The sequence below is a fragment of the Xenorhabdus japonica genome (assembly GCF_900115195.1).
Lineage (GTDB): Bacteria > Pseudomonadota > Gammaproteobacteria > Enterobacterales > Enterobacteriaceae > Xenorhabdus > Xenorhabdus japonica.
The window spans coordinates 17,708-29,824 of sequence record NZ_FOVO01000039.1; the positions used below are offsets into that span (position 1 = coordinate 17,708).

The following is a 12,117-nucleotide window of genomic DNA, read 5'->3' on the forward strand; positions in this document are numbered from 1 at the left end:
CATTTATTAATCTAATATGCATTTAATGCAATTTTCAGAAATGACCGAAGAACTAGCGTGGAAAGAAGGTGAGGGAGATAGAAGTCTGCTTCATTGGCAATTAGAACATCAACGTTTTTTTGAAAAAATAGGTGATTTTTCACCAGATATGGAAATTGTTGTTATTGAATTTAAAGTTATTGAGAATTCATGAATACTTTGTTCCCAGTGTCATTACCAACCATAAAAAAGCAGAAATTCCAAAAAAAATTAGGTAGGCGCTATGTAACGACATTCCTTGCGAAGCAATCAGGTAAATGAGTCCACCGGCGAAGATACCTCCCGCAGCTCCCCCTATCTGCTGAAGAAGGCGAGTAATGACACTGGTATCCTTAATATATTCTCTGTCTGCCCATTGTACAGGTGCAGCTAAGCAGGCAATCGTAGCAATTCCTAAGCCGGTTCCTCTTATAAAAAAGCCTAGAGCACTCAACGTGTTACTGAAATCAAAAAGCAGTAGACTTAAGGTGGAAACCAGAACACCCAGAGAAATAACAAAGAATGGAGACTTTTCATTCAGTTTCTGGTAGAGATACTTCCTTCCGATCCAGGCACCCACCCCCTGAAGTCCCAGCAGTACACCAAGCACTATAATTCCGTCCTTGGGATTTCCATCCAATGATACTGATAGCGGGAAAAAAATCATAAAACTGTAGAATAGGAATGACACGGCAAGTCCCATCAGCATTGATACTGCATAATTCCTTTTCCTGAATTCACAGAAATCAATAATTTTCTTTTTTGATGATGCATTTATGATGAACGCAAAAACAAGCAGTAAAAGAGACGAAACGATCATAATCAGACTGTTACTGCTGACTTCGGTTTGAAAATTGTCGAGAGAATAAAAAAACAGTATCAGAGAGGTTGAGAGCATCAGGAACGGAAAAACTCCAAAATCTTTTTTCTGTTTCTTACCCAGCGAAAGGTATCTGTATCCTGTCCAGAGTGATACAAGAACAATCGGGATGTTGATAAAAAAAAGAAGCTGCCATGACAGGTATTCAGTAAACAATGAACCAAACAGTGGCCCTGCTGCCGGCACAGCAACCAGTCCCATAGCCGATCGCATTCTCTCTTTACCAAATTCCGTAGCGATAATAGTCTGGCTGAGAGGGAGAAGAAAACCTGCGCCCATCCCCTGTACAGCTCTGGCAATGATGATGCTAATGAAATCATTACACAACCCAACCGCGAGTGATCCCAGCATGAACAAAATGCTAGAAAACATCCAAACTAACTTCGTACTAATTCTCCCTTGTAGAGGAGAGGACATAAGAAGGCCTGTAATACTGGCCAGAAAATACGCGGTGACAACCCACTGGATCTGGCTTTGATTCACCCTGAAGAATTCACTTAGCTTGGGCATAATTACATTTACAATACTGCCATCCAAAAGCGGGAGGATACTCGACACAGTTACGGAAGCGATAATCCCGGCCTCTTTTCTCGAATAACTCATTGTTTCAGTCATTTGCGTTTATCCTTTTCAACATATATGAGGTCGCTCCACGCGTATAGATCCCATCAAAAACTGGCTCTGTTACTTCTTCATACTCCAGAAGTAATGGAGCCAATCTTTTGAGAGCAAGATTAAGCTGTAGATTGGCGAACATGCAACAATGTCACTGTTGCTGAGCTTTTTACCTTCATCATTAGCTCCTTCAGTCAAGATAAAGGAAACTAAGTCATTATCTGGGAACTTTTTCTTTTCTGAAATTAAATTGAGTATAGCATTCTCCATTTCAATGGCTGCATCAATATAAATTTTCTTTTCGTCTTCGCTCAGATTGAACCCTGTTGCAAAATTAACAATGAGGCGAAGCCTTTCATGATAAAAATTCAGATCCTCTTTTTTCATGCCGAGAATCTTAAAGGTGGATAAGATTGAAAACTCTTTACCAAAATCCACAATATTCATCTGACAGTATGTTCAGCTCTATAATGTTCATGATAAAACCTTCATGTATGAATGATCTTTTATTATTAAACTCGTTCTCTGGGAGGGCTTTATTTTTCTTCCCTGCTTATAAAGGTAATCTGCTATACTCCAGTTAGAATAGTAAGATATGTAAACATGGCAGTTAGAAGACAGCACTTCAGCAGGAGCAACAATAAAGGGTATTTCTCTCAGTATGTATTTTGTAGCGACATGAATGCATTCATCATCATGTGATGATATATCTTCTAGCGATTTCTTTCTGTTTAGAATGGCTTTTTCAGTCTGACTGACACATATCTCACGGAAGTCTGAAAAAGATTCGTATTCATTTTTTACAGATTCGTACAGACGGTTATAGTGATTAGAATTATAAAAATCAGCAAATTTCATTATTTGACCATAATTAAGATTTTTTCTTTTATCGTGAAGGTATTTGTTAACTATCTTCCTTACGCGAGAAAATTCCTTTCTTGATTTTTTTTTCGATTTAACTTCATTGTTTCCACATCCCATCAGAAGATATTTAGCCTCTTCATGGGGATGTATCATATCTACACGACTAAAATTCTCGAACCCCCAATCAAGCATGTTAAAAATATACTCTTCGTTGAATTTAGTATTGAACGGACTTATACCAAACACTACATGTTTTTCTTTTTCCATGATAATTCCTGCAGTTAATAAATCATTAAAATATAAATAATCAATAAAAATTCATGTTATACTCGACAATCCTGAACATACGTAACAAATAACTCACACGCCATTGATTTAACTTAATTAATTATCTTACGTTAGGCATCATAGTAATGACCACTATTTTATTTATTGTGTCCTTTAACCTGTTCTGATTCGTAACAATAACAATAGCATTTTTAATATAAATCTATAATATTAAATAAATGATTAATTTCTAAATGTTCCGTATCGTAAAGAATTACATTCATTAATTGCATAGTCAATAAAAAACACAAATATATTGATATTGTATTTACTTACCTATCATTCTAGAATCACCTCATGATTTGGAAAAATCATACAATCATACTAGTAAGAATGTCCACGAATAACATTCCTGATTGATGATATACATCTTAGAAAAGCGATTTGCATTTAAGAAATTATGTCTACAAACAGTAGACTAAAATATCCTTCTGTTTTTACAGGTATTTTGCCATTATTCTATTTGCATTTAAAAAACTAACAAATTAAAACCAAAATGATAATGGGTTCTCATGATACAAAATAAAATTTCTATGTTGTTATTGACGTTGTCCATTGCAGTTTTCGGTATTATTACTACTGAAATAGCTGTCATTGGGCTATTACCTCAGCTTGAAGCACATTAAATGTGACACCGACCCAATTGCGAAAATCGCTCAGTTTGATAATGATTCAATCAGTATGATCTTGATCTTATTTGGTGTTTGTGGATTTATAGGTAACTTTGTATTTAGTCGCTTTCTGCAAAAAAATGTTATGATTACAACTTATGCGTATCCTATTTTATTAATTTTCCTCTATATTCAAGTCTGGTATTTAGGGTTTTCACCGATAGCTATGTGTATACTGACGATTTTCTGGGGGTGGGTTGCATTCTGCTGGTCTGGTAGTTAGCCAAAATTGGATTATGCAAGAAGCTAATGAAGCTCCAGAGTTTGCCAACAGCCTTTATATTTCTTTTGCAAATTTAGGTATTACCATTGGCTCTGTAATTGGAGGATGGTTTCTTTCACAGTTCGGAGTTCATACGATTGTTCTAAGCAGTATCCTCTTTTCTTTACTGGCTTTTTTCAGTATTTATATTAAAAAAATGTCTGAAAAGTAAATTAATGGCTAAAATTAATCCAGCAAGCCATTTTCCGCCATTTCAACCAAAGTATCTACGACATAGCGTATTTTGGGTAGTAATTGGCGGTTTTGCGGCCCATAATGCACTAATCGGGATTTCGATACCTGAATACTCTTGTAACACTTCTTTGAGTTCTCCGCTTTTGAGGTATTTTCCCACCATCCATAATGGCAGTTGTGCAAATCCGCAACCCGCTAGAACAGCCGCCAACATTGCATCGCCATCAGCAAATTCATAAGTTGCTGGTGGTGCGTAACGTTTCATCTTGCCATCCTTTTCTTTCAATAACCAAGATAATGGCTGCTCCCTACGAAATCCCACGATACACTGGTGCTGGCTCAATTCTTCAGGGGTGTTAGGTTCATCGTTAAAACATAAATACTCCGGTGCTGCACAAATAACGAATTTTTAAGTCGTCAATCGACGGACAACTAGACCGCTACTATCAGTAGAGTTCACCGATACGTATAGTAAGATCAATGCTTTCCTTAATTAAATTAACAAAACGCTCACTAAATGAAACGGTAAGAGGCAGTTCAGGATAATCACGGGTAATAATTTTGTCAAACCAAGGCGTTCTGCTGCTGCAGTGAAACTTCCTAATTTTGCCGTTGTAACAAACGCCGTTATTCCACTAGTTCTATTCATATTTTTTTAATTGCAAACTTCCGTGAGCCTGCGACACAAAAAATCACTCCAATAGTTACAGCAACCATCAATAGGTTCACAGGTTCACCAAGTAAACTCGTAGATAAAGCGAGACCAAAAAAAGGTTGTAGTAATTGAAGTTGACCAACGGCAGCAATGCCTCCTTGTACTAATCCTCGATACCAGAAGATAAAACCAATCAACATACTAAAAAGGGATACATAGGCAAGGCTAATCCATGCAGGAACACCGACATTTGCAAATGAAATTGGCATAAACAGAAATGTCATAATAAGCATTGCGGGTAACGAGATAAGTAATGCCCAACAAATAACTTGCCATCCTCCTAATATACGAGAAAGTTTTGCTCCTTCTGCATAACCCAACCCACAAACAAGGACGGCAGCAAGCATCAATACATCTCCGGTTAACGAAGCGGATACGCCTTGCAAAAATGCAAACCCGATCACCAATAAACTGCCAATAACAGAGAATACCCAAAAAGCAGGGCGAGGGCGTTCTCCTCCTCGCCATACGCCGAAAATGGCTGTCGTGAGAGGCAATAAACCTAGAAATACAATTGAATGTGCCGAAGTGACATGCTGAAGAGCCAAAGCAGTTAAAAGTGGAAATCCAACAACAACGCCTATAGCAACAATGAATAATGAAAATAACTGACTGGATACAGGGCGTTTTTCTTTAAAAACGAAGAGAATAATAATTGCTAATAATCCAGCAATAGATGCACGGGCGACTGTTAGAAAAATGGGATCAAAATCCATAATAGCCACTTTTGTTGCAGGTAATGATCCGCTAAATATTAATACCCCCAAGAAACCATTAACCCATCCACTTGTCGTATTACTTTTACTCTTGTGTGATATGAACATTATTTTCATTCCTCTAATTAGTTTTAATTATTGAGAATAAGCATGATATGGCCCAGTATCATGATAATCAAATTATTGTCATATAAATCATTGACTGACAAGTTTGCTACTGATACTAGATTATTTTTTTCATTTTCTTTACTTGTTATCCCTGTATTAGTCCACTTTATTGATCAATGGAATTACTGAAAGTGATTATCTATGCATCTATCTAGGGTTTCCAGATGTAGGAATATGTTAGTGACGACCTTAATTGATACAAGGAAGATATTATGATTCTATCTATATCGACAATGATAACTGCTAATTCTTTAGCCAATGAGATTAGAGCAAGGGATTTAGGTATTCCTTTCTCTGGATTAACAGGAAAGTACAATGCGATTACAGATGTTAGTGGTGTAAAAGTTGGTTATTCAACCATCATAGAAGGTGATGGAAAGTTAGAAATTGGAAAAGGCCCAATAAGAACAGGTGTAACAGCTATATTGCCAAGAGGAAAGAAATTTAACCCTGTATTTTCCAGTATATTCTCTTTAAATGGAAATGGAGATATGACTGGTAGTCAATGGGTTGAAGAAAGTGGTTTCTTGGAGACGCCAATATTAATCACTAACACGCATAGTGTTGGTGTTGTTAGAGACTCAACAATTAGCTGGATGATTGATAATAATCTGGTATCGCCACTAAAAGATGATTTATTTTGGTTATTACCTGTAGTTACAGAAACGTGGGATGGAATATTAAATGATATAAACGGCATGCATGTAAAAAAAGAACATGTGTATAACGCGTTGAATAGTGCCAAGTCAGGGGCGATAGAAGAAGGTAATGTTGGTGGTGGAACTGGGATGAATCTTTTTAATTTCAAGGGAGGAACTGGTACTTCATCGCGAATTTTAGATAAACAAGATGGAAGTTATACTGTTGGCGTTCTCGTTCAAGGTAATTTTGGTGATAGAGATGACTTGATTATTGCAGGAGTTCCAGTTGGTAAAAAAATAAAGGAACTTAAACCGATCTATCATGGAGATAAGAAAAAGCTAAAAGATGTTGGTTCTATCATCGTAGTGGTTGCCACTGATGCACCATTGGCTCCTCACCAATTAAATAAAATGGCTAAAAGGGTATCTCTTGGGCTTGCAAGAGTAGGTGGTGTTGCTAGGAATACTAGCGGTGAGATATTTATCGCATTTTCAACCGCAAATAATGGTGCATTTTCTAGAGAGGATATAAAAACAATAAAAATACTGCCCAATGATAAATTAGATCCTTTGTATGAAGCAACAATAAATGCAACAGAAGAAGCAATAATTAATGCTATGATCGCAGCCAAAAAAATGGTTGGAAGAAATGGCAATACTTCGTATTCTCTGCCTAAAAAGAGGGTTAAGGAAATATTAAAAGAACATAATGTACTTTTGGATGATTAAAATAACCACCGCCTTAGTTACAGAGCTTATTTTATACGTTTGCCAAACTCACGTTTAACTATTTCAAAGAATTGAACAGGCTGCTGCTGACAATAATATCATGGTAGTACTTGGTTTCAGCGAAAAAGATAATGGTAGTCTTTACATATCTCAGTCTATTATCGATCAAACAGGGCAAACGCTACTGACACGAAGATTCATTGATCATGATTGCTCATAAGATTATTAGTCAGTCTATAAAATAAATTTAACATAATATAGATTGTGCGAACTTGTGTTGTAGCACCAATATAGTAATGTCACTTTTTGCGGCATAATGCAATCAGGACATTCGGATGTTAGTGACTATGTCAGATAAAGAATTAAATCGGATTAACGTTATTCAGGCCGTTTCAGAGAAACGACTAAGGCGGCGTGATGCAGCGGCTCAACTGGAACTCACTGAGCGGCAAGTACAGAGACTCGTTAACCGTTATTTTGTCTCCGACTGTCCGACTTTCGTGTCACAGAAAGCCCGCTAAAAGACGGCTTAGCAGGGCGTGGAGGGTTTTCGGATTCCCTGATTGAATCCCCCTCTTTTTATCGGCGGTGTCCCTAGTGACTTCTGATGAACCGCGTTCTATACCCTAATGAGCGTAACTAGTTTGATGGTTAATGCTCTATATAATGTCATTGTAAATAATTTACTATAGTTATTTATTTCAATCAAGCCTTTCTATTGTGTATTTATCCTCATATCACGTGATAAATAAATCATTTCAAAAACAAAGAGTTAATATCATTAAAAACAATTTAACCTTGACTAATAAGAAATAACTTTTTCTACTAATAGGGTTATTAATGATAATAATTTGCAGATAATGAGGATAGTTATGATTGTTTTTGTGACAGGGGCAACTTCTGGTTTCGGCGAAGCGATTGCGAGAAAATTTATCAAACATGGCGCAGTAGTTATTGCAACGGGGCGTCGTCAAGATAGATTAGATAAGTTGAAAAACGAATTAGGGGAAAACGTCCACCCTATTCAACTTGATGTCAGAGATAGAACCGCAATTGAACATACAGTTCAGCAATTACCATATACTTTACGTAATGTAGATGTTCTTGTTAATAATGCAGGGCTTGCATTAGGGTTAGAACCAGCTCACCAAGCTAATCCTGATGACTGGGAAACAATGATTGATACTAATACAAAAGGATTAGTGAATATGACGCGGGCTTTGTTACCTAATATGGTACAAGCCAATCACGGACATATCATTAATATTGGTTCCACCGCAGCAAGTTGGCCTTATGCCGGTGGCAACGTATATGGTGCCACCAAAGCCTTTGTTAAACAATTTAGCTTAGGGTTGAGATCCGACTTACACGGAAAGAACATTCGAGTTACTGATATTGAACCCGGGCTTGTTAGAGGGACTGAATTTTCTCATATCCGCTTTAAAGGTAATGAGGAAAAAGTGGACAAAACTTATGAAGGTGCTGACGCATTAACAGCGTAAGCATACATAGAAGCTAGTTACTAAGCGAGATTGACAATAAATCTGATACTTTTGACAGTCCCGTTAAATGACATAGTCTTATAATGATAGTTTAGTAAATAGTATTTTTAGTAAACGATATAATGAAAGAGGTTCAGACATGAACATTCATAGTTCTTCGATTGTTAAAAGCATTTTGGCTATTGCCCTGCTTTTCTTTCTCTTCTGGCAAGCACCAGCATTTTCCACACCTTGTACGAAAGAAAGTACATGTGTAACCATCAATAGTGGCGGTGAAAGCTCCATAAACAGAGAAGCGGCTCGTCAAAGTCAAGAAGAATGGAATGAACAGAGAAGACTGCGTCAGAAAGTAGACAAACGTAGAGAAAAAGAGTTTGATAAGTACGAAGTGGAAGTTGATAATCGTGATACCTGTTTGAAGAGTGCCAACATTAATGCTTATTGGGAACCAAGCACAAAGCGCTGCCTGGATATCAATACAGGTCGCCCGATTAAACCTTGATAGATTCAACACCGACGTCAATATAAGGAGATGATGGTGAAAAAGAGCCTACTGACTGGAGCTTTGTTCTCTGTATTTTCTTCCTTTGCAGTACATGCAGAGCAAACTTCACAAAAGGTAACATGTGAAAGCCTGAAAGAAGAAATTGCGAAGAAAATCATTGAAAATGGTGTTTCGGAAGCGGATTTTAGGCTTGACGTAGTCCCTAGTGATCAAGTTAATGAAGGTAACGCCACAAGTGGAAAAGTTGTTGGTCATTGTGATCTTGGGAAGAAAAAAATAGTCTATATCCGTTTTTCTCAAGCTAACTCGATCTTTGATAAAGCACCAAACGACAAGAAAAACCAAGAATAATACTTTTTATGAACTATTCTTTATGAACCAACGTCATTAACCTGACCAATGACGTAGTATCAGGGGTCATTTTATCGGCAAGACAAAAAAGGGAGCGTATTTTGCTCTCTTTTTTGTTAATAATCAAAAAGCTTTTTGTAAAAGAGCTATAGATAAAAGAACTAAGTGTGAAGTTTACTCATTAAAGGATAAATCAAATGCCGATATTGCAGAAACATCCAGATAGCAAGATAAATCACGTTCTTCTGGCCTTAAAAGATAAGGTATTTCCCCTAACTGTGGAGCGGCTATATGACGCTGTAACCTATCCAATATTTTAGCGTAGTGAGCTAGTCCGGGATTGATGCGGTTCGCAATCCAACCAATCAGAGGTACATCATCATTAATGATGGATTGAGCTGTTAGAATGGCGTGATTAACACAACCAGCCTGAATGCCGACAACCAAAATGACAGGGAGTTTTTCTTGCACAACCCAATCAGAATAAAACGTTTCATCTTCCAGTAACATACGCCATCCACCATTACCTTCAATGATTACACGATCTGCTTTATGCCTTAAATTTATTAGGTCTTTTGTCATTTGAGTAAAATCTGCGCGATTTCCTTCTTCATAATTGCTTTCCCAAATAACCGGATTGATTTCTTCATAATTCACTTGAACTGGTGAAGATTTATGTATAACCAAAGCATCACGACTACGTATTCCCTCCGAAGTTTCTCGTTTTTCTGTCGCAATAGGTTTATATCCTACCGCGGTTGTTCCTTCACGATTAAAAGTCTGTAGTAATGCGCGGGTAACAACTGTTTTACCGATGTTGGTATCCGTGCCTGTAACAAATAAGCGCGTTAACATAAATTCATTTTTCCGTTTTCTATAAGAACAGACCAGATAGACCAGTTACTCTCTACTCTCTTTAGCGAGTAAGTTTAGAGTGTAGAAGATGTATTTGAGGTAGGGATTGAGTTAGCTCAATGTTTTGCGTGATGTGCGCTATCCTTATCCTTGCATAAGCCCGATAAGTAGTTCACCGTTATACAGTGCTTGTTTGATTAAAGCTGCTGTAGGTAGTGTGCCTGCATTATCAAATTGGGTAGCTACAATATCAACTTGTTGGCTATAATCAGGAAGTGAATGCTGTGTTATTTGCTGTTGAATGGCTGGATAAAGAATGTGTTTAACGCTATTCAGCGGTGAACCAATCAAAATTCTTTCGGGATTAAAGATATTGACCATAATTGCCGCAATACGCCCGATTCTTTCTCCTACATCACAGATAATTTCTGTTACCCGTGGATCACCGTCTATAGCCACCTGACAAAGTAAATCAATTGTCAAAGAGGTATTATCAAACATTATGTGATTCATTAAAGAGTCAAAATGTTTCTCCGCCAGATGTTTTCTCATCAGAGAGTAAGATTTTTGCAAGATTTTATTGATACTTATGACAGTCTCAAGACAACCTATGTTTCCACATTTCCACAGTAACAATGTTCGCCATTGGGATCGATTTGAATGTGTCCTATTTCTACGACACTATGATTTCCTGCATGGAGTATTTGCCCGGCGGTTATAATTCCTGCGCCAACATTATCATCAATGACAAGCTGGATAAGATTCTGATAGTTCTTCCCTGCCCCATATAAAGATTCTGCGATTGTCCATGCAGTTATGCCATGTTGAAGAAAAATTGGCAGCCCTGTACGATGGTGCAAAAAATTTCCCAACGGAAGATCTTGGATATTGTAGTATGGTGAACTATGGATAACTTTGTTAATCGGATCTACTATTGCACTAATAGTAATACTAATTGCGGTCAGGCGCTCTAGGTGAGATTGATAACGTAAAAAGAAACCATCAATCTCACTGACAATACAATCTAAGAAAGAATGAGTTGAGGAAATAGAGAATGCTAATTGTTCTTCAACCACGAGATTGCAGTCTAAATCACGAAGTCCAATGACAATATGCCCTTCGTTAATACAAATACATAAAAATTGCCACCCTTCACTATCAACTTTCAGCCCAATAGCAGGACGCCCTCTGAAACCGAGATCAGGGAATTCCGTTTCTTTCACTAAATGTGCATCAATGAGTTCTCGTGTGATTTTAGTAATACTGGCTGGTGCCAGTTGTGCTTTTTTGGAAAGAGCGATACGAGAGATAGGCCCATGCTGATCAATTAATCGATAAACCAAACCAATGTTGGCCTGCCTAATTTGGTCATTGGTCAATATGACTTAGTTGAATATCAACACTCACCTCGCCTCCCGCTATTTAATTCACGCTGCTAAAAAAATTAATGATTATTATGTCTCTGTTTAAATGAGAAGGTATCCGTTTGAAGTAGAAATGTGATCTTTCACACGAACTTATCGTAATCATTACTTTTGAATAAACAATCTTACCTGTAAATCCCTTACACAATATTTGAGATCAAGAGATTGGTTAGCCGCTTTGCCGCAGGGTTATTGTTACGATTTTTATGTTTGACTAACCAAACTTCAGAGTAAGCAGGATTATTCGCTAAAGGCAGATATTGAACTCCATCCAGTTTCATTCGGATAAATGATTCAGTAACAATGCTTACTCCCAATCCCGCAGCAACCAATCCTAGTATTGTCATTGCTTCTCCTGCTTCCTGAGAAATCGTCGGAACCACTCCCACATTGGCCAATAAGGAAATAATCTCATCGTACAATGCCGTTCCCACATCACGCTCAAAAAACACTAACGGGAAATCAGATAGCATTTCTAAATCAACACCCTCATTAGTGTACTTCAGTAAAGGATGTCCATTATATACGGCCAACATAAAACGCTCTCTGAAGAGTAACTGATGTTCTAAATTATCGGGTAATAAGTAGGGCAAACGGGTCTAATTTATACAGATGAAAATCCCACTGTCAGGATTTTCATCATATAGCCATTATCCCAGCCAGCCTTCTGGCGCTTAGT

General features: G+C 37.4%; 11 protein-coding genes and 5 pseudogenes. 8 read left to right on the forward strand and 8 right to left on the reverse strand.

The annotated features are described in order from the left end of the window. The first annotated feature begins 25 nt into the window (after window positions 1-25). Window positions 26-193, forward strand: a complete 168-nt coding sequence (locus BM135_RS13355) for an ASCH domain-containing protein (protein WP_281244141.1) — start codon at window positions 26-28, stop codon at window positions 191-193. On the opposite strand, the gene BM135_RS13360 is transcribed toward BM135_RS13355, so the two are convergent. The 3 genes from BM135_RS13360 to BM135_RS13370 form a co-directional block, all read right to left on the reverse strand. Beyond that, window positions 188-1,513, reverse strand: coding sequence for an MFS transporter (locus tag BM135_RS13360; protein WP_092520343.1), 1,326 nt, complete (start codon window positions 1,511-1,513; stop codon window positions 188-190). The two genes, BM135_RS13355 and BM135_RS13360, sit on opposite strands and share 6 nt — an antisense overlap. 69 nt (window positions 1,514-1,582) lie before the next feature. After that, window positions 1,583-1,951 carry a cytochrome P450 family protein gene (locus tag BM135_RS13365; RefSeq protein WP_139204113.1) on the reverse strand — a complete coding sequence of 123 codons (369 nt, stop codon included), beginning with the start codon at window positions 1,949-1,951 and terminating at the stop codon, window positions 1,583-1,585. A 36-nt stretch (window positions 1,952-1,987) separates the two neighbouring features. Beyond that, window positions 1,988-2,644, reverse strand: a complete 657-nt coding sequence (locus BM135_RS13370) for a tRNA-dependent cyclodipeptide synthase (RefSeq protein WP_092520346.1) — start codon at window positions 2,642-2,644, stop codon at window positions 1,988-1,990. Window positions 2,645-3,572: 928 nt separating this feature from the next. Between BM135_RS13370 and BM135_RS13375 the strand changes: the two genes are divergently transcribed. After that, window positions 3,573-3,809 carry an MFS transporter gene (locus BM135_RS13375; protein ID WP_092520348.1) on the forward strand — a complete coding sequence of 79 codons (237 nt, stop codon included), beginning with the start codon at window positions 3,573-3,575 and terminating at the stop codon, window positions 3,807-3,809. 14 nt (window positions 3,810-3,823) lie between these two features. On the opposite strand, the pseudogene BM135_RS17825 reads toward BM135_RS13375, so the two are convergent. Both BM135_RS17825 and BM135_RS13385 read right to left on the reverse strand, forming a co-directional pair. Beyond that, window positions 3,824-4,389: pseudogene (locus tag BM135_RS17825) on the reverse strand (LysR substrate-binding domain-containing protein); the annotation flags it as partial. Between the two features lie 88 nt (window positions 4,390-4,477). Further along, window positions 4,478-5,371, reverse strand: coding sequence for a DMT family transporter (locus BM135_RS13385; RefSeq protein ID WP_217644305.1), 894 nt, complete (start codon window positions 5,369-5,371; stop codon window positions 4,478-4,480). Window positions 5,372-5,643: 272 nt separating this feature from the next. Between BM135_RS13385 and BM135_RS13390 the strand changes: the two genes are divergently transcribed. From BM135_RS13390 to BM135_RS13410, 6 genes and pseudogenes are all read left to right on the forward strand, one after another. Then, a complete protein-coding gene (locus BM135_RS13390; RefSeq protein ID WP_092520351.1) occupies window positions 5,644-6,801 on the forward strand; it encodes a DmpA family aminopeptidase in 1,158 nt (385 codons plus the stop codon). Between the two features lie 70 nt (window positions 6,802-6,871). Continuing rightward, window positions 6,872-7,021: a nitrilase-related carbon-nitrogen hydrolase gene (locus tag BM135_RS16715; protein ID WP_281244143.1), complete on the forward strand. Its 150-nt coding sequence runs from the start codon at window positions 6,872-6,874 to the stop codon at window positions 7,019-7,021. Window positions 7,022-7,148: 127 nt separating this feature from the next. Continuing rightward, a pseudogene (locus BM135_RS13395) lies at window positions 7,149-7,313 on the forward strand (helix-turn-helix domain-containing protein); the annotation flags it as partial. 360 nt (window positions 7,314-7,673) lie between these two features. Continuing rightward, window positions 7,674-8,297: pseudogene (locus BM135_RS13400) on the forward strand (SDR family NAD(P)-dependent oxidoreductase); the annotation flags it as partial. 145 nt (window positions 8,298-8,442) lie between these two features. After that, window positions 8,443-8,805, forward strand: a complete 363-nt coding sequence (locus BM135_RS13405) for a DUF1283 family protein (RefSeq protein WP_092520354.1) — start codon at window positions 8,443-8,445, stop codon at window positions 8,803-8,805. A 30-nt stretch (window positions 8,806-8,835) separates the two neighbouring features. Continuing rightward, window positions 8,836-9,159, forward strand: a complete 324-nt coding sequence (locus BM135_RS13410; RefSeq protein WP_245737404.1) for a DUF1161 domain-containing protein — start codon at window positions 8,836-8,838, stop codon at window positions 9,157-9,159. 174 nt (window positions 9,160-9,333) lie between these two features. Here the strand turns inward: BM135_RS13410 and bioD are convergent, their stop codons facing one another. The 3 genes and pseudogenes from bioD to BM135_RS13425 all read right to left on the reverse strand — a co-directional run. Continuing rightward, entirely contained in the window at window positions 9,334-10,014 is a 681-nt protein-coding gene (bioD, locus tag BM135_RS13415) for a dethiobiotin synthase (protein ID WP_092520355.1), read from the reverse strand. A 144-nt stretch (window positions 10,015-10,158) separates the two neighbouring features. After that, a pseudogene (gene mlc / locus BM135_RS13420) lies at window positions 10,159-11,396 on the reverse strand (sugar metabolism global transcriptional regulator Mlc). A 182-nt stretch (window positions 11,397-11,578) separates the two neighbouring features. Next, window positions 11,579-12,022: pseudogene (locus tag BM135_RS13425) on the reverse strand (LysR family substrate-binding domain-containing protein); the annotation flags it as partial. Window positions 12,023-12,117 lie beyond the last annotated feature (95 nt).

Bases quoted from the DNA above. Each gene is read 5' to 3' on its own strand.
- BM135_RS13355 (WP_281244141.1), top strand. From the start codon at position 26: ATGCAATTTTCAGAAATGACCGAAGAACTAGCGTGGAAAGAAGGTGAG.
- BM135_RS13360 (WP_092520343.1), bottom strand. From the start codon at position 1,513: ATGACTGAAACAATGAGTTATTCGAGAAAAGAGGCCGGGATTATCGCT.
- BM135_RS13370 (WP_092520346.1), bottom strand. From the start codon at position 2,644: ATGGAAAAAGAAAAACATGTAGTGTTTGGTATAAGTCCGTTCAATACT.
- BM135_RS13385 (WP_217644305.1), bottom strand. From the start codon at position 5,371: ATGTTCATATCACACAAGAGTAAAAGTAATACGACAAGTGGATGGGTT.
- BM135_RS13390 (WP_092520351.1), top strand. From the start codon at position 5,644: ATGATTCTATCTATATCGACAATGATAACTGCTAATTCTTTAGCCAAT.
- BM135_RS13405 (WP_092520354.1), top strand. From the start codon at position 8,443: ATGAACATTCATAGTTCTTCGATTGTTAAAAGCATTTTGGCTATTGCC.
- BM135_RS13410 (WP_245737404.1), top strand. From the start codon at position 8,836: ATGATGGTGAAAAAGAGCCTACTGACTGGAGCTTTGTTCTCTGTATTT.
- bioD (WP_092520355.1), bottom strand. From the start codon at position 10,014: ATGTTAACGCGCTTATTTGTTACAGGCACGGATACCAACATCGGTAAA.